Source organism: Coprococcus ammoniilyticus (genome assembly GCF_025567345.1).
GTDB classification, from domain to species: Bacteria; Bacillota; Clostridia; order Lachnospirales; family Lachnospiraceae; genus Coprococcus; species Coprococcus ammoniilyticus.
The window spans coordinates 91,625-110,171 of sequence record NZ_JAOQJS010000002.1; the positions used below are offsets into that span (position 1 = coordinate 91,625).

The window sequence follows — 18,547 nt, forward strand, 5'->3', positions numbered from 1 at the left end:
GGTGTGTTACATCGGTTGCGTACTTTTTTGTTTTATGAAATACAAGGGAGGTGGAACCTGGTGAAGACCCTTGAAACAAATGACTGGCTGGTCATGAACAGTATCATATACAAGATCTACACAACCGGTGATTTTGATGCCATGCGGACACAGTTTCTGGAACAGATCAAGACCGTCATTGATTTTGACAGTGCAGATTTTTATCTGGCATCATCAAATGAGAAAGAAAATCTGGAACGTCCGGTATTCCTCAACTGTGATGAAGACTTGTCAGATATTTATGAGAATATGGATTACAGCCGTGGTATTATGTTCAGTGGCAGGAGTATGGTATACCGGGAAACTGATATCATATCTGATGAGAAAAGAGTTCAAACCGAATATTATCAAAGAGTATATAAGCCAAATAACTGGCATTATGCGTTACAAATGATATTTGGACGGAACAAACATTTTCTGGGTGTGGTGACACTATATAGGACGATTGGTAAAGAGGACTTTACATATGAAGATGTATTCCTGATGGATATGCTTAAGGATCATATGGCATACCGGTTGTCACAGGACAGAAACAATCAGATGACCAGTCAGGAGAAACTGACGCTGACACAGGCAGTAAAGACCTATGATCTGACGAAGCGGGAGCAGACCATATTGCAGCTTTTGCTGCAGGGAATGGAGAATACGGAGATTTGTGACCGTTTATCCATAACGGTAAATACACTAAAGAAGCATATTTTAAATATTTATCGGAAACTGGGAATCCGAAACCGTGTTCAGATGTTTAAACTGATTAAAGAAAAAGAGTAGTTAATACCATAAAAGTAGTAGAAAAATGGTAATCCTGTTCTATTGAAGAATTAATTTGAAAGTAGTATATTTTCGTTAACAAGCAAAGGAGCTGTTCAGAGATGAACGGCTCTTTTTTGTTATATTAGTTGTATGTTGCAGATTGGAGGAAGAAAGAATGAAAGAAATCATATTAATAATCAGACCGGAAAAGCTGGAAGTATTAAAAAGCATATTGGATGAGAAGAATTGTGGTGGTATGACAATCTCAACCGTTATGGGATGCGGAACACAGAAAGGAACTGTTGAGGGCGTAAATGAGATTAAAGGCTTTAAAACTACGATCAATCTTCTTCCAAAAGTAAGAGTTGAAGTAGTAGTTGAAGATTCCAAGGTAGAGCAGATTATTCTGGATGTCAGAGAAAAGGTAGCTACCGGACATGTCGGAGATGGTAAGATCTTCATTCGAAATATCGAAGAGGCTATACGAATCCGTACCGGTGAACGAGGAGAAAAAGCATTATAGAGAAATTTGAAAAAGAGGTGATATGATTTGGCAAATGTTATAGTTGATATCAAAGACGTAAATAAAATATACGGAACAAATCATGTTGTAAAAGATCTGAATCTGCAGGTAGAGGAAGGCGAGTTCCTGACATTGCTTGGATCATCCGGATGTGGCAAGACGACAACGCTTCGTATGATCGCAGGATTTGAAGAACCGACGACAGGCTCCATTCAGGTAGAAGGTGAGCCGATTGAAGATAAAGAGCCATTTGAGAGAAATGTAAACACTGTCTTTCAGAGTTACGCTTTATTTCCACATAAGACCATATATGACAACGTAGCATATGGTCTTAAGATGAAAAAGGTTCCAAAGAAAGAGATCAAAGAACGGGTAACGGAGATGTTAGAGATGGTTCAGTTATCCGGATTTGAGAAGCGGTATCCAAGTCAGTTGTCCGGTGGACAGAAGCAGCGAGTTGCGATTGCAAGAGCGTTGATCAACCGTCCGAAGGTTCTGCTGTTGGATGAGCCGCTTGGTGCATTGGATCTGAAGCTTAGAAAACAGATGCAGCTGGAACTGAAACGGCTGCAGAAGAAATTACATATCACATTTATCTATGTTACACATGATCAGGAAGAAGCACTTACGATGAGCGACAGGATAGCCATTATGCATGATGGTGTCATGGATCAGATCGGATCACCGACAGACATCTATGAAAGACCGGCAACCAAGTTCGTAGCGACCTTCATTGGAGAGACAAATGTATTTGACGGAACGATCAAATCAATCGTAAACGGAAAAGCGGTTATAGGAATTGAAAATGGAGATGTAACAACCTCCGGCTCCGTGATCGAGACAGAGGAAAAGAACACCGGATTTTCAGTTGGTGAATTTGTAACCGTTTCTGTTCGACCGGAAAAGCTTCATTTTTCGGCAGAACCGGTAGAGGGCTTCAGCGTACCGGCACTGGTTAAGGATTATATTTATGTTGGCTCAGTCGTCAAGTGTCTGGCGGTTCTTCCAAATGGAAATGAAGTAAAGATGGAACGTCTGGCAGGCGAAGAACTTCCAAAATCCGGTGACAAAGTATTTATCTGCTGGAATCCGGAGGATGCGGTATTGATCCACAGTCTGGATAACAGCTTCTATCAGAGTATGGAAAATATAACACTGGCATAAGGAGGTGTTTGATATGAATAAAAAGAGATTCAGAGAAAAGACACTTCCGGCAACGATCATGGTAGGGCCGGTGACCTTATGGCTGATCCTGTTGGTAGCAGTTCCACTCATCTATATACTGGTCATGAGTTTTTGCAGTATTGATCAGTATTACAATGTAACATTTCAGTTCACATTCGATAATTACAAACATCTGGTGGACAGTTCTTATATTAAGATCTATGTTCAGTCACTTGTGATTGCATTGCTTACAACCGTGATCTGTATCGTGCTTGCATATCCGTTTACCTATATTATTGCAAGGACAAAGAGCAGATCAAAGAACCTGTTATATATGCTGGTTATTATTCCATTCTGGACGAATTCACTGATCCGTATCTATGGATGGAAGACATTCCTTGGTTCGTCCGGTTGGTTGAATACCGTGCTTATGAAGCTGCATCTGATATCAGAGCCATTGAACCTCTTATATAACCAGGGAACTACTGTATTTGGTATGGTGTACTGCCTGTTCCCATTTATGGTACTTCCGCTTTATACTGCGATCGGTAAGCTGAATCATACTTTATTGGAGGCTTCCTCTGATCTTGGAGCTAAGGGCTGGCGGACTTTCTTTGAAGTGATCCTGCCGCTGACAGCCAGCGGAATTTTCTCCGGCTGTATCATGGTATTTATCCCATGTCTTGGATATTTCTTTGTATCGAATATCTTAGGTGGTGGAAATGCAGATGTTATTGGTAACCTGATCGAGCGTCAGTTCAAGAGTGGAAATAACTGGCCGCTTGGTGCAGCCCTATCCATCATATTAATTGTTATCACATTGATCCTCGTCAAACTGTACCAGAAGACAGGCGGCGATATGGATAGTCTGGGGGTGTAAACGATGAGCAGAAAAGCAAAAGTAAGAACAAAGAGTATTCTTTCAAAGATCTTTTGTTCTCTGATTTATATTGTATTGTTTATGCCGATTGCAGTTGTTGTAGTGAATTCCTTTAATGCAACGACATCAAAACCATATTTGACCTGGAAGGGGTTTACATTTGACTGGTATGTGAAATTGTTTGAAAATCAGTCGCTTCTTACATCCTTTGGCAATACGATGATCATAGCATTGGTCACAACTGTACTTTCAACGATTATAGGTACGCTTGGTGCGATCGGAATGTACAAATATAAATTCAAAGGAAAAGGGATCATAGACGGACTTTTGTATATCCCGGTCGTTATTCCTGAGATTGTAATGGGTATATCCTTACTTACTGTATTCGCAAAGGTCTCGGTCCCAAGAGGTATGCTTACATTGATCATTGCACATATCACCTTCTGTGTGCCATATGTTATCTTCAATGTCAGGGCAAGATTATCCGGCTATGATATTTCGATCGAAGAAGCAAGTATGGATCTGGGAGCTAACCGCATCCGTACATTCTGGGAGATCACACTTCCGGTTTTGAGACCCGGCATTACAGCCGGTGCATTACTGGCATTTACGTTATCGATTGATGACGTTATCATAAGCTACTTTGTAAATGGTAATACGATGACTTATCCGTTACAGGTTATGGCAAGTATTAAGAGTGGAGTAGCACCTGATGTAAATGCATTATCAGCACTGATCTTAACAGGCACGATCATTTTTGTTGTCCTGACTCAGGGCAATCTGTTTAAGAAGAAAAAACAGTAGCTGTATAGAATGAAACAGTAAACAATTTATAGAAGTAACTGAACAAGGTTCAAGAGTAGAAGGGAGACATAATTATGAAGAAAAACAGAAAAAGAGCAGTAAGTATTGCATTATCACTTGTTCTTGCAATGACAGCAGTAAATATCACAGGCTGTGGTAAGAAAGCAGACAGTACAAAAGGAGAGTTAAACCTGTTCATCTGGACAGAGTATGTACCGGATGAAGTAATTAAGGATTTTGAAAAAGAATATGGAATTAAAGTAAATGTATCAACATTCTCATCCAATGAGGATATGCTTGCAAAGGTAAAATCAGAGGATGAAGGAACTTATGATATCGTACAGCCGAGTGACTATATGGTAGAATCCATGATCGCTCAGGGAATGCTTGAGAAGTTGGATCAGGATGCACTTACCAATCTGTCCAATATTGGTAGTCAGTATCTGGATCCTACATATGATCCGGGCAATGTCTACTCCGTTCCTTATCAGGGTGGTGTGGCAGCGATCGCAGTCAACACCGACAAGGTATCAACAGATATTAAGGGATACGCAGATCTCTTTGATCCTTCATTAAAAGGACAGATCGTAGCACTGGATGACTACAGAGCAGTTATCGGTATGACGGAGAGAAGCATGGGACTCAGCATGAATGAAACAGATACAGCAAAGCTTGCCGAGGTTGAAACGAAGCTTCTGACATTAAAGGATAATATCGCAGTATATGACAGTGACAGTCCAAAGTCATCTCTGATCAGCGGAGATTGTAATGTTGGTTACTGCTGGGCTGCTGAAGTAGCGCTTGCTATGGATGAGAACCCATCGATCAAGATTGTATTCCCTGAAGAGGGCGCATATAAATTCATTGATAACTGGGCAATCGCAAAGGGTGCCAAGAACTATGATAATGCAATGAAATTCATCAACTATATGTGTGATCCGGATGTTGCTACAAAGGTTATGGCGGAATACCCATATCTGAATGCGAATGCAACTGCAGTGGAGGCAAATGAAGATTACAGGAACAATGAAGCAAAGAATATACCGGCTGAGGTATTTGAAAAAGGTGAATTTGTTGGAAATCTTGATACAGATACATTGACTGTTTACAACGATATGTGGAACAAATTAAAGCAGTAATACAAAACGGCAAAAGACAGACAAAAAAGTTGATCAGGAGGAGTAAGATATATGGAACCAAAAAAGATGTATATTGATGGTGAGTGGGTAACAGGAAGTATGGAAAAGCCGTTTGACGTTATCAATCCGGCGACCGGAGAAGTGCTCGCGCAGGTCTATGAAAGCAGTGTAGAAGATGCCAGACGTGCGATCGCTGCGGCAAAGAAATCATTTTACCAGACAAGAGAGTGGCGTGATATGGATTCCCAGACCAGAAGTGATATGATTCTAAAGATCGCAGATCTGATCGACAAATATGCCGATGAACTGGCAATGCTGGATACTCTGGATAATGGTAAGCCGCTTCGTGAAGCAGAAGGAGATATCAGTGATGGTATTCATTGCTTCCGTTATTACGCAGGTCTTTGCAAGACTCCGCATGGTGGTGTATATGAGGTAAATGATGGATTTGGCAAGATGCATTCATATGAGACCAGAGAGCCGGTCGGTGTCTGTGCGCAGATCACTCCATGGAATTATCCGTTTTTGATGTCTGTCTGGAAGCTGGCTCCTGCACTTGCAGCAGGAAACAGTATCGTGTTTAAACCAAGTCCAAAGGCTCCGCTTTCAACAATCCGGTTATTCGAGATCTTTGAAGAAGCAGGACTTCCGAAGGGCTGCGTCAATCTGTTACAGGGTGATGCTGAGGTCGGAACGGAAATGGGCGAGAATACCGATGTTGATATGATCACATTTACCGGAAGTACCAGAGTCGGTCAAAGTCTGATGAAAGCAGCAGCTACAAATGTAAAGAAGATCGGACTGGAGCTTGGTGGTAAATCCCCAAATGTCATTTTCGCAGATGCAGATCTGGATGGTGCTGTAGAATGGGCAATGATCGGTATTTTCTTCAATCAGGGCGAGGTATGTTCCGCAGGATCAAGAATCATTATAGAAGAAAGTATCCATGATGAGTTTGTTGCCAGATTAAAGAAAAAGGCGGAAGCCATGACGATCGGCAATCCTGTGAACAATCCGGATATCGGACCTGTCATTACGGAAAAGGATATGGAGAAAGTTCTGTCTTACATAAAGAGCGGTATTGAGGAAGGCGCAACACTTGTAACAGGTGGTGAGCGTTATACAGAAGGAGAATGTGCAAAGGGCTACTTTGTACGTCCAACGATCTTTGATAATTGTACTTCGGATATGAAGATTGTCCGTGAGGAGATCTTTGGTCCGGTTGTCAGCATCCAGACCTTTAAGACAGAGAAAGAAGCGATTGCGATGGCAAATGATACCGTATATGGTCTTGCCGGAGCTGTATTTACTTCCGATATAACCAGAGCACATCGTGTGATCAGTGAGCTTCGCGCAGGTATCACATGGATCAACTGCTACAACCCAACCTTCAATGAAGCACCTTGGGGCGGCTATAAGATGAGCGGTATCGGCAGAGAGCTTGGCGTTCATGGTATCGAGGAATATCAGGAGGTTAAGCAGATCAATATCAATCTGAACCCGGGTATTGTAGGCTGGTATGAACACTAGATAAAACAGACCGTTCACTTTCTGAAAAATGAAGGTGGGCGGTTTTTTAATGCGTTTCAAATACCGAATGATTTGGCGAATAACAGAAATAGGGTAGAAAATGATACTTCGATAGAGGTATGACGATGGAATTACAAGTCAGTTATATGAGCTAAATATACTTATATTTAATTATATATAATAGATAAATGGTAGATAAATGGTATAAATTAGTAATTGAAAAAGAGCATGAGATACGATAATATACAGACATAGAAGCAAAGGAGCTTGTGAACAGGTCACAGGCTCCTTTTTTTCAGTTTAAAGATGAATATATTTTAAGGAGGATTTTAATATGAGTTATGAACAGGTAAGTAAGGATTTGGAAAAGGTAATTGGTTATATCCATTCAGATGAATTAACAGATGATGAAAAGAAATTAATGACAGAACAGACATTAGATTATTTTGATAATTATGTAAGCCCGGGCTGGTTAAAATACAGAAAGTCAGTATCTACCAACTCAGCAGTGCTTGAGTGGAAAGATCATGACGGTGTATGTGATGGCTTATATGGTGAAGAATTCATTGACTGTCTTGGTGGTTTCGGCATTTATACATGTGGTCATAGAAATCCGGAGATCCTTGATACCGTAAAGGCACAGCTTGATCATCAGGCGCTTCATTCACAGGAGCTGTTGGATCCGCTTCGTGGATATCTTGCGAAGGCAGTTGCAGATATCACACCGGGTGATCTTCAGTATTGTTTCTTTACAAATGGTGGTGCAGAGGCAGTCGAAATGGCATTGAAGCTTGCCAGAATCGCAACAGGCGGAAGATGGTATATCTCAACCGTTGGTGCATTCCATGGTAAATCAATGGGTGCAATCTCAATGGGTGGTAAGAATACATACAGAGTTCCATATACACCTATGGTACAGCAGGTACAGCATGTAGAATATGGTAATGCAGAGGATGCAAGAAAGGCAATCCGTAACCTGATCGCTGTTGGTGAAAAGGTTGCAGCCATGATCGTTGAACCAATTCAGGGCGAGGCTGGTGTTATCGTTCCACCGGAAGGATATCTGACAGAGTTAAGACAGATCTGTGATGAGTATGGTGTAGCGTTGATCTTTGATGAGATCCAGACAGGTATGGGTCGTACCGGTACAATGTGGAGATGCGAAGCAGAAGGCGTAACACCGGATATCATGACATTCGGTAAAGCATTTGGTGGTGGTATTATGCCAATCACAGGTATTATCTGTAAGCCATCCATGTGGGTACAGCAGTTGATCGACAACCCATGGTTACTTGGTTCTCCTACATTTGGTGGTAACCCTGTATGTTGTTCGGCAGCGATCGCAACGATCAAATACATGATTGATAATGATATTCCAGGACAGTGTGCAAGCAAAGGTAAGATCTTAAAGGCAGGACTTGAAAGTCTGAAGGCAAAATATCCTGAGATCATCGATGATGTCAGAGGCGTAGGTCTGATGCTTGCGGTTGAGTTCGTTACATCTGATATCGGTTACAGCATCGCAAAGGGCTTGTTCTCAAGAGGTGTTATGACAGCCGGAACACTTGTAAACTCCAAGTGTATCCGTTTCGAGCCGACAGCGGTTATTACAGAGGAACAGATCGCAGCCGTTATCGAGCGTATGGATGCGGCACTTGCTGATACGAAGAAAGAATATAATCTGTAAATTCATCGGTATATCGTGATGAAAAATCATCTGACCATAGTATAGGCAATGATTTTTCGGATGCATAGAATGTGCGAAGTATATATAAGACTACCGTTTATTCGGATACAGATTTGATCGTCAGTTGAAACTGCTATGATCAGACTGCCGGATGGACGGTAGTTTTGTTTTATAGAAATATTTATCCTGTAAAGCAATTTTGTTCTGGGGTAAAAGAGTCGAAGCGGCTCTTTGTATTTATACATAAATAGGGTATAATAAAGCTATTCATTCTATATGGGGAGGTATATACAGATGAGAAAATTAAAGATCACATTTAACGCGCCGGTGACGCTGGGCTTTGTATTCATTTGTTTTGTTGTAACGCTGCTTGGGGTACTGACCGGTGGCGGAAGTATCCGGTTATTATTTATGACATATCATTCATCGCTTACAAATCCACTCACATATCTGCGATTCTTTACACATGTATTCGGGCATGCAGGATGGAGTCATTTTATCGGAAATGCCTCCTATCTGTTATTGCTTGGACCGATGTTAGAAGAAAAATATGGTTCGAAAGAAATGTTGGAAGTGATCGGTGTAACAGCACTTGCGACCGGTATTGTGAATTACATCTTTTTCTGGAATGTAGCACTTTGTGGAGCGAGTGGTGTCGTATTTGCATTTATCGTGCTGGCGTCCTTTACCGGATTCCGAGCAGGCGAAATTCCGTTATCCTTTATTCTGGTTGCGATCATCTTTATCGGACAGCAGGTATATGAAGGTATCGTAGTACAGGACAATATCTCGAATATGGCACATATCATTGGCGGTATTGTGGGTGCAGTTGTCGGATATAATCTGAACCGGAAATAAACGGTGTGATATTTGCAAGGGAGGACTTCTCAAATGAATCGAACATGTGAAATACATGACACCATATTGCAGGATGATCTGAAATTGAGAGAAAGACCGCTTAAGGTTCTGGCGGCTGTTGATTCTTTTAAGGGCAGTATGACATCTGTTCAGGCAGGCATGGCGGTTAAAAAAGGTCTGGAGAAAAATTATAAGAATTGTGAGATCAAAGTGGTTCCGGTTGCAGATGGCGGAGAGGGAACCATGGATGCGATCGCCTATGGAAAATCGAACATGAAACGTCATACAGTTAATGTAACAGGACCGCTTGGACAGGTCGTAAAGGCTTCTTATATCAGTTATGATGAAGGAGGAGAAAAAGTAGCATTAATTGAGATGGCAGAGGCAGCAGGACTTCCGCTTGTACCGGAGTCAGCCAGAAATCCGATGCATACAACTACATATGGAGTAGGCGAGATGATAAAGGATGCCATGCTGCATGGATGCCGGAGCTTTATTATAGGGATTGGCGGAAGCGCAACAAATGATGCCGGGATTGGAATGCTGCAGGCACTTGGGTGTCATTTCCTTGATGAACATGGGAATGAAGTTTGCTATGGAGCAGAAGGACTTTCCAAAGTATGCGGGATTCACATAGAAGATATGTTACCGGAGCTTTCAGTATGTTCATTTCAGATTGCCTGTGACGTTACAAATCCGCTGGTTGGAGAGAATGGATGCAGCCATATCTTTGCACCGCAAAAGGGAGCAGATGCTCAGATGGTAGAGAACATGGAGAAATCCATGGTGCGTTATGCAGATCTGGTAGAACAGCAGAACTGGTCAGGCTGTAAGCAGGATAAAGTGCAAATGAATACAGACCCGGAGAAGTGTCAGATGGACAGCATAATAAATCGTATGACACCGGGAGCAGGTGCAGCAGGCGGTCTTGGATATGCATTTTTAATGTTCCTGCATGCAAGATTACGACCGGGAATTGATATAGTATTTGATGAGATCCATTTAAAAGAAAGAATAAAAAATGTCGATCTGGTTATTACCGGAGAGGGCCGGATGGATGCGCAGACGTTAATGGGAAAAACTCCGGCAGGCGTAGCAAAACTTGCAAAAGCACAGAAGAAAAAAGTGGTTGCATTTGCAGGCTGCTTCGGGAAAGGCATCGAACAATGTATGGAGAGCGGCTTGTTTGATGCATGTTATTCCATAACCGACGGACTTTCCGAAGAGGAACGAGGGAGAGCCATGCAGACAGAATGTGCCATGCAGAATATGGAACGAGCTGTGGAGGAGAAACTATAGCAAATAAGAAAGCCTGAATAGAGCAGTAAACTCTATTTAGGCTTTTTATGTAAGAACATTTAAAAGTCATATGACACTGTTAAGATAGGCGCAAGGAGGTAAGAAATATGACATATCAGATACTGATGATTGAAGATGATGAACAGATCTGCGAAGTAGTGAAAGATTATTTTACCAGAGAAAGCGAAAATGAGATTGTAGTACGGACGGCACAGAATGGACAGGACGGGCTGGATTTATTTGAGACGGAACGGGTGGATCTTGTATTGTTAGACATCATGCTTCCGGGAATGGATGGATTTGCGATCTGTCGGGAGCTGCGTAGGACGAGCATGGTTCCAATCCTGTTTTTAACAGCCAGAATTTCCGAACGGGATATCCTGCTTGGCTATGATCTCGGCTGTGACGATTATATCATCAAACCATTTTCTCTTGTGACCCTATATGCGAAATGCAAGGCACTGATCAGACGGTCAAAGGATCTCAGCAGAACCGGAGAGTTGGTCTGTGGCAGGATACATATGAAGCCATCGGAGTATAGGGTTCTTGTGGATTCTCAGGAAATAGAACTTGCGCCAAAAGAGTTTGCATTGTTGCGGATGTTGCTTGAGAACAAAAATAAGACTGTGGCAAGAGAACGGCTGCTGATCGGTGTATGGGGTTATGATTATGAAGGCAGTGATCGTTGTGTGGATAATCACATTCGAAAGATTCGAAAACATCTTGGAAGTGCAGGAAAGCAGATTAAAACAGTGATAGGAAATGGATATCAGATACGGGGTGACGACGATGAAAAAGAACAAAAAGAATGATAAAAAAAGAAATGCATTATTGTCGGAGCGGCAGAAAAGAAAAAGACAAAAGATAAAAAGAAAATGGATATGGATTTCATCTGGCATTATAGCAGTCAGCATAATATTGTATCTGCTGGTGATCGGTTATTACAGAAATCAGGTCAATCTGGAATTAAAAGAATATTTTCAGGTATCAACAAATAGTGTCAGTGCAAGTTTGGCTGAATGTCAGAAAGATATTGCAGGTATGACAGATATAGAGGAAGCCCGTAATAGAATACAGGAGATCTTTGCGGAGGAAAATACACCATATTTTTTGACAGCAGTTTACAGGCGGCATTTGGAAAACTCAGATGCAGTAGACAATATAGAAGAAAAAGACGGTGTAAATGCTGCAGATGAAAATCAAGAAACAGAAACTACGAAGCATACAGACGAAAATGATACAGAAAAATTAGAACAACAGGTACAGGATATAGAGGATGATATGGGGCAGATGCAGTCCAAAGTACAGATGTATTCACCGATTATGCCTTCTTTCCGGCAGGTGGTTCAAAATGCTGATGCAGGGGAATTTGCATGGAGTCTTCATGGCAGAGTAGATGAAGCCAATCAGTATAGTAAGACGAGCAGGTATTTGCTGGCTAAGATGGAGACTTATGGAGCACATCCGGCAGATATAACAGAGAGTATAAGTGGTTATCTGGGTGGAAACTATTATTTTAAAAGTCAGTATGTCGTTTTTGACAATGACATATATTATATCGTATCCGCTATGTATGCAGATCCATTTGGCTGGCATACAGAAGGCATCTGGTTATTTTATGGAGGGCTTGCAGTTGTATTTCTCATTATAATTGCAACGATCCTGACTGCGTTTATATCCTGTAGACGGATATTTTCACAGATGGAAGATGCAGAGAGAAAAGAAACGGTTATTACAGCACTTGCACATGATGTAAAAAGTCCATTGATGGCAATTTCCGGGTATGCAGAGAATCTGAAACAGTTAAACCAGACAGGAGAGTGCCGGCATTACATAGATGTTATTTTGGAAAATACATCTTACATGAATGAACTTTTATGTCAGTTAAGCGAGTATATCAAGCTTGGTAAAATGGAAGCGTTACAGACAGAGTCTGTAAGCATCGAACAGATATGGGAGCCGTTACAGGAACGGTATCAGAATCTTCTGGATGAAAAAGGTCTGGAGGTAAGAATGTCAGGAAACTGTACGGTAAAAGGTGATCCGCTGATGCTTTCCCATATGTTAGAGAATCTGTTTGTAAATGCAATTAAGTATTCACTGAAAGGAAGTGTGATCCGGCTGGTATTAAAGGAAGATCATCTGATCCTTAGCAATCCGATGGAACAGCCGATTACAACCGATCCGGAGGAGTTATGGAAGCCATTTGTAAAGGGAGACGAAGCAAGAACCGGCAGAAGCGGAAGCGGAATCGGATTGAGCATCGTGCAGGAGATCATGCAGATATTTGGCTACCACGGAAGTTTAAAAACAGAAGACGGTGAATTTGAAATAATGATTTATTTTTAAATAGAGAGTAGAAATTTTAAATAGTAGATTGACAGTGGTCTTACTATTATGTAACAAGCCTATCCACTCTGTGTAACTTCGAACTAACCTCGATCAAGTCGAGCTAAGGTCTCAGTTACGAATGTCGGTACTTGGGCAGCGTATTTTGCTGCCTTATGTACCGCTACATGAGGATAGAATGAGAATGTCTTGTGTAATAATAGGTAAGACCACTGTCAATCTGTTTTGTATAGTTTACAGTTAGAATACGCCAGAATCGCATTGCAAACACATGGAAAATAGGCTATATTTATGGGTGGTACTGTTAGTTCCATGTAACAGGAAGTAAGAGGAAATTTGTATGAATGAAAACGAGATTTCAGAGATGATCGAGCTTGCGATGCAGGCAAGAACAAAGGCATATGCGCCATATTCGAATTTTCAGGTGGGAGCCTGTGTAAAGATGGAGAATGGAAGTTATTATACAGGATGCAACATAGAGAATGCTTCCTATGGGGCAACAAACTGTGCGGAACGGACGGCTGTTTTTAAGGCAGTCAGTGAAGGGTGCAGAAAGCTGGCTGCGATCGCGATCGTTGGCGGACTAAAGAACGGAGAATGTGACTATACTTATCCATGTGGGATATGCAGACAGGTCATTGCCGAATTTGCCGAACAAGGCTGCGTGATCGTTGTAGCAAAGAACAAACAGGAATATAGGAAGTATTCGGTAGAAGAGCTGCTTCCGGAGACATTTCATTTGAATAAAGAAGAATAAAGGAGACATCAGATTGAGAGACTTAAAAGAATTAACAGGGTATGACATCATAACAGAAGAAAAGATCCCTGAAGTAAATGGAACAGGTTATATCTTAAGCCACAAGAAGACAAAGGCCAGAGTGCTTGTAATTGCAAATGATGATGAGAACAAGGTGTTTAATATCGGATTCCGGACACCGCCGTATGATGATTCTGGTATTCCGCATATTCTGGAACATTCGGTATTATGCGGTTCCAGAAAATATCCGGTAAAAGACCCGTTTGTAGAACTGGCAAAGGGTTCATTAAATACGTTTTTAAATGCAATGACATATTCTGATAAGACGGTATATCCGATTGCAAGCTGTAACGAAAAGGATTTTGAAAATCTTATGGATGTCTATCTGGATGCGGTATTCTATCCGAATATTTATGAACATACAGAGATCATGCGTCAGGAAGGCTGGCATTATGAACTTGAAACTGTAGAAGGGGAACTGATCTATAATGGTGTTGTGTTTAATGAGATGAAGGGTGCATTTTCATCTCCGGAACAGCAGATGTATTCAAAGATTGAAAAACTTCTTCTTGCTGACACACCATACAAGAATGAATCCGGTGGTGATCCTGCAGCGATTCCAACATTAAGTCAGGAACGTTTTCTTGATTTTCACAGAAAGTATTATCATCCGTCAAACAGTTATATTTATCTGTATGGTGATCTTGATATGTATAAGGAATTGGACTATATCGATAAGGAGTATCTCTCGAGCTTTGATTATAGAGAGATTGATTCTACGATCGCTGTGCAGACAGCCTATGAACAGATGAAGGATGAGAGCTGCTTTTATTCAATCGCAGAAAATGAGAGCGAAGAAAATCAGACATTTTTAACCTATAATATGGTAGTTGGCAGCAGCCTTGATAAGAAGCAGTCCGTTGCCATGAATATACTGGAATACGCAATTATGGACGCTCCGGGCGCACCTTTGAAGAAAGCATTAGTAGATGCAGGGATCGGAGAGGATGTCTTTGCTTCCTTTGATGATGGGATCCGGCAGACAATCTTTTCAATCGTAGCAAGAAATGCAAATATGTCCGATAAGGAACGTTTTGTGTCAGTGATCAGGGATACACTGACTGATCTTTCCGGGCATGGAGAAGAAGGAAAGGCGATCGATCGGACTTCGATCGAGGCTGCGATCAATAATTTTGAGTTTAAACATAAGGAAGCAAACTTCGGCAGATTTCCGAAGGGGCTTATGATGGGTCTGGATGCATTTAATACATGGCTGTATGATGATGCATCTGCACTTGAAATGTTTAAGTTAAATGAAGTATATGATGAATTGAAAGAAAGTCTGAAAACCGGATATTTTGAAGAACTGATCTGGGAAAAGCTGGTTCAGAATACCTTTGGTATGATTTTTGTTATGAAGCCGAAGAAGGGGCTTGATAAGGAGAATGATGCAGCAGAGAAGCAGAAGCTTGCAGACTATAAGGCCTCTCTTACGGAAAATGAGCTTGAACAGGTTGTATCAGATACAAAGGAATTAAAATTATATCAGGAGACACCATCTCCGGCAGAGGATATGGAGAAGGTTCCGTTGCTTAGTATTTCTGATATCAGAAAAGAGATCCATCCGTTAAAGAACCGTGAGGACAGCATTTATGGTATGCCATTAATAAGTCATGATATCTTTACTAACGGAATCGGTTATCTGGAGTTTATATTTGATATCAATGATCTGGATGCAGAGTTTGTTCCATATGTAGAGCTGCTCACCAGCATTTTCAAATATGTGGATACAGAGCATTACACATATGGTGAACTGTCCAATCAGATCAATTTCCATACCGGTGGTATCGGATTTTCTACAGGAGCCATGTATAAGGATGGCGGGAAGGATCATTTTTCATTCTTCTCCGTTAAGACAAAGGCCATGTATGACAAGCTTGGAGAAGGTCTGAAGCTGATCGAGGAGATCCTGTTCACATCGAAGCTTTCGGATAAGAAGAGATTGAAAGAGATTATATCGGAAGAAAAGGCCGGACTTAAGACTGATCTGATATCCTCAGGGCATATCACATCTGCAACACGCGCGATGTCTTATGTCTCAGATGTGATGGCATTTAAGGATATGACAGAGGGAATCGGATATTATGATTTCTTACAGGAGCTGGATCAGGATTTTGAGCAGAATGCAGATGCGATCATTGAGAAGCTGCAGACAACGCTTGCCGAGATCCTCAGAAAAGGAGCGGTAACAATCTCTTATACCGGTGACAATGATATCACGGAATTATTGGGCACAGATATTGAAGCGTTTGCAAGAAAGTTGTCGACCAGACCTGCTTTTGCAGAAAAACGTGTGATGAAAAAAGCTGTTAAGAACGAAGCCTTTAAGACTGCAAGCCAGGTACAGTATGCGGCTCTCGCAGGAAATTATAAAGAAAAAGGATTTGAATATACCGGAGCACTGGAAGTCCTACAGGTGATCTTCTCCTATGGATATCTCTGGGAGAATATCCGTGTAAAGGGTGGGGCATATGGAGCTATGTGTTCATTTGCCAGATCAGGAATGGGATATTTTACATCCTACAGAGATCCGAACCTGATGGAGACATATGATATCTATAAGAAGGCAGCAGACTATGTGGCAGGCTTTGATGCAAGCGACAGAGATATGACCAAATATCTGATCGGTGCGATCGCAAAGTTAGATTCTCCAATGACACCATCAGCAGAAGGAGCATTTAGCCAGACCTGTTACTTTGCAGGTATTACAGATGAGCAGCTTCAGAAAGAACGTGATCAGGTGCTTACTGCAAATGTAGAAACGATCCGTTCATTGGCACCTGTGATCCGGGCGATCACAGACGGCGGAGTTATCTGTGCGATCGGTGGGGAAGATAAGATCGAACAGAATCGGGCAAAGTTTAAAGAAGTAAAAGATCTATAGTTTTTACAGAAGTAACGAAAGAAGATATAAGTATATAGATTTGTAAATAGTTCTCCGGCAGGTTACAGGATTCTGTGCCGAATGGAGAACATGAATACATACAGAGTATGGAAGGAGAAGTATGAACGATACATACAAATCAGGATTTGTTGCGATCATAGGAAGACCAAATGTAGGTAAATCCACACTGATGAATCAGTTGATCGGACAGAAAATCGCGATAACGAGCAGTAAGGCGCAGACAACAAGAAACCGTATTCAGACCGTGTATACCTCGGATGAAGGACAGATTGTTTTCCTCGATACACCTGGAATCAACAGGGCCAAGAACAAGCTTGGTGAATATATGTTAAAGGTGGCAGAGGGAACATTAAATGAAGTAGATGTCGTTATGTGGATCGTTGAAGCAACGACATTTATCGGAGCAGGAGAACGGTATATCATTGAACAGTTAGAACGTGTTAAGACACCGATCATCATTGTGGTAAATAAGATCGATGCGGTAAGTGAAGAAGAAGTATTCAAGGCGATCTCGACCTATAAGGATGCCTGCAGTCATGCGGAGATCGTTCCGGTATCGGCATTAAAGGGAAAGAACAAAGATGAACTGATAAAGACGCTGTTCAAATACCTTCCATACGGACCACAGTTCTATGATGAAGACACGATCACCGATCAGCCGGAGCGACAGATCGTATCCGAACTGATCCGGGAGCAGGCTTTAAGACTTCTGGATAAAGAGATTCCACACGGAATCGCGGTTGTTATTGATTCGATGAAGGAACGTCCGAACGGACGGCTTATGGATATAGATGCAACAATCATCTGTGAGCGGGATTCCCATAAGGGTATTATTATCGGAAAACAGGGCGCAATGCTGAAAAAGATCGGCAGCAATGCAAGGTATGGCATTGAACAGCTATTAGATACACATGTGAATCTGAAGCTTTGGGTAAAGGTGAAGAAGGATTGGCGGGATACCGATACCCTTCTTCGAAATTATGGTTATAAGATGGATGAATCATGAAGGATGAGATAGTATTAAACGGAATCGTGCTTTCCTCCGGCCTTCAGGGAGAATATGACAGACGGCTTGTTATACTGACCAGAGAGCAGGGGAAGGTCACAGCATTTGCAAAGGGAGTCCGACGACCAAGCAGCCAGTTGATCTCAAAGACGCAGCTGTTTGTCATGGGAGCATTTACTGTATATCCGGGAAGAAATGCATATACACTTATCAACGTAGATGCAAAGGAATATTTTCATGAACTGACCTTTGATATGAACAAATACTGTTACGGATCTTACTTTTGTGAGATGATGTCATATTTTACAAGAGAAGGTGACCGGTCGGCAGATTATCTGAATCTGCTGTTTGTCAGCCTGAATGCATTAAAAAAAGGACTGCTGCCGGTGAAACTGATCCGTTGTGTATATGAACTGAAGATCATGGATATCTTTGGACAGGGACTGCAGAGCTTTCATTGCCCGATCTGTGGAAGCGACAGGCTGACACGGATATTTGATCCCTTATCCGGTGGAATCCTGTGTGAGAACTGCCGGAGCAAGGCTAAGAAAAGTATCCATATATCAGAGGACGCCAGATATGTGCTTCAGTATATTAATGGAGCAACGCTTGGAAATCTGTATAATTTCACGGTTTCAGACAGCGTGCTGGAAGAGCTTATGATGATCACAAAGGAATTTCTGGCGGTATATGTAGACCGGAAATTCAATTCTGTAGAAATAATTGAATCCCTGTCTTGAAAAAAACAGGGAGAGAAGGTACAATAACGTACAAATATAAAGATGAAATATAAA

16 protein-coding genes are annotated in these 18,547 nt (G+C 41.6%); all 16 read left to right on the forward strand.

Annotated features, from left to right (window positions below):
• Positions 1 to 60: 60 nt before the first annotated feature.
• The 16 genes from OCV60_RS02920 (at position 61) to recO (ending at position 18,493) form a co-directional block, all read left to right on the forward strand.
• Positions 61 to 810 carry a response regulator transcription factor gene (locus OCV60_RS02920; protein ID WP_262529265.1) on the forward strand — a complete coding sequence of 250 codons (750 nt, stop codon included), beginning with the start codon at positions 61 to 63 and terminating at the stop codon, positions 808 to 810.
• 157 nt (positions 811 to 967) lie between these two features.
• Positions 968 to 1,315 (forward strand): P-II family nitrogen regulator, encoded by a 348-nt coding sequence (locus OCV60_RS02925; RefSeq protein ID WP_008402823.1) that lies wholly within the window; start codon positions 968 to 970, stop codon positions 1,313 to 1,315.
• Between the two features lie 27 nt (positions 1,316 to 1,342).
• Complete coding sequence (locus tag OCV60_RS02930) at positions 1,343 to 2,479, forward strand: ABC transporter ATP-binding protein (protein WP_262529268.1); 1,137 nt, start codon at positions 1,343 to 1,345, stop codon at positions 2,477 to 2,479.
• A gap of 13 nt (positions 2,480 to 2,492) precedes the next feature.
• Positions 2,493 to 3,359 (forward strand): ABC transporter permease, encoded by an 867-nt coding sequence (locus OCV60_RS02935; protein ID WP_262529270.1) that lies wholly within the window; start codon positions 2,493 to 2,495, stop codon positions 3,357 to 3,359.
• A gap of 3 nt (positions 3,360 to 3,362) precedes the next feature.
• Positions 3,363 to 4,163, forward strand: a complete 801-nt coding sequence (locus tag OCV60_RS02940) for an ABC transporter permease (protein ID WP_262529272.1) — start codon at positions 3,363 to 3,365, stop codon at positions 4,161 to 4,163.
• Between the two features lie 74 nt (positions 4,164 to 4,237).
• Positions 4,238 to 5,302: a polyamine ABC transporter substrate-binding protein gene (locus OCV60_RS02945; RefSeq protein ID WP_262529273.1), complete on the forward strand. Its 1,065-nt coding sequence runs from the start codon at positions 4,238 to 4,240 to the stop codon at positions 5,300 to 5,302.
• A gap of 51 nt (positions 5,303 to 5,353) precedes the next feature.
• On the forward strand, positions 5,354 to 6,832 hold the full coding sequence (locus tag OCV60_RS02950; protein WP_262529275.1) for an aldehyde dehydrogenase family protein: 1,479 nt from the start codon (positions 5,354 to 5,356) through the stop codon (positions 6,830 to 6,832).
• Between the two features lie 334 nt (positions 6,833 to 7,166).
• Positions 7,167 to 8,519: a putrescine aminotransferase gene (locus OCV60_RS02955; protein ID WP_008402829.1), complete on the forward strand. Its 1,353-nt coding sequence runs from the start codon at positions 7,167 to 7,169 to the stop codon at positions 8,517 to 8,519.
• A gap of 294 nt (positions 8,520 to 8,813) precedes the next feature.
• Positions 8,814 to 9,377 (forward strand): rhomboid family intramembrane serine protease, encoded by a 564-nt coding sequence (locus OCV60_RS02960; RefSeq protein ID WP_262529277.1) that lies wholly within the window; start codon positions 8,814 to 8,816, stop codon positions 9,375 to 9,377.
• Positions 9,378 to 9,410: 33 nt separating this feature from the next.
• Complete coding sequence (locus tag OCV60_RS02965; RefSeq protein ID WP_262529279.1) at positions 9,411 to 10,676, forward strand: glycerate kinase family protein; 1,266 nt, start codon at positions 9,411 to 9,413, stop codon at positions 10,674 to 10,676.
• Between the two features lie 107 nt (positions 10,677 to 10,783).
• Positions 10,784 to 11,488 carry a response regulator transcription factor gene (locus OCV60_RS02970; RefSeq protein ID WP_262529280.1) on the forward strand — a complete coding sequence of 235 codons (705 nt, stop codon included), beginning with the start codon at positions 10,784 to 10,786 and terminating at the stop codon, positions 11,486 to 11,488.
• Positions 11,466 to 13,025, forward strand: coding sequence for a sensor histidine kinase (locus tag OCV60_RS02975; protein ID WP_262529281.1), 1,560 nt, complete (start codon positions 11,466 to 11,468; stop codon positions 13,023 to 13,025). Before OCV60_RS02970 ends, OCV60_RS02975 begins: the two co-directional genes overlap by 23 nt.
• 340 nt (positions 13,026 to 13,365) lie before the next feature.
• Positions 13,366 to 13,782: a cytidine deaminase gene (locus OCV60_RS02980; protein WP_262529283.1), complete on the forward strand. Its 417-nt coding sequence runs from the start codon at positions 13,366 to 13,368 to the stop codon at positions 13,780 to 13,782.
• A 13-nt stretch (positions 13,783 to 13,795) separates the two neighbouring features.
• Positions 13,796 to 16,726, forward strand: coding sequence for an insulinase family protein (locus OCV60_RS02985; protein ID WP_262529284.1), 2,931 nt, complete (start codon positions 13,796 to 13,798; stop codon positions 16,724 to 16,726).
• Positions 16,727 to 16,847: 121 nt separating this feature from the next.
• On the forward strand, positions 16,848 to 17,753 hold the full coding sequence (gene era, locus OCV60_RS02990; protein WP_008402838.1) for a GTPase Era: 906 nt from the start codon (positions 16,848 to 16,850) through the stop codon (positions 17,751 to 17,753).
• Positions 17,750 to 18,493: a DNA repair protein RecO gene (gene recO, locus OCV60_RS02995; RefSeq protein WP_161117332.1), complete on the forward strand. Its 744-nt coding sequence runs from the start codon at positions 17,750 to 17,752 to the stop codon at positions 18,491 to 18,493. The genes era and recO overlap by 4 nt, the downstream gene beginning before the upstream one ends.
• The last annotated feature ends 54 nt before the right edge of the window (positions 18,494 to 18,547 follow it).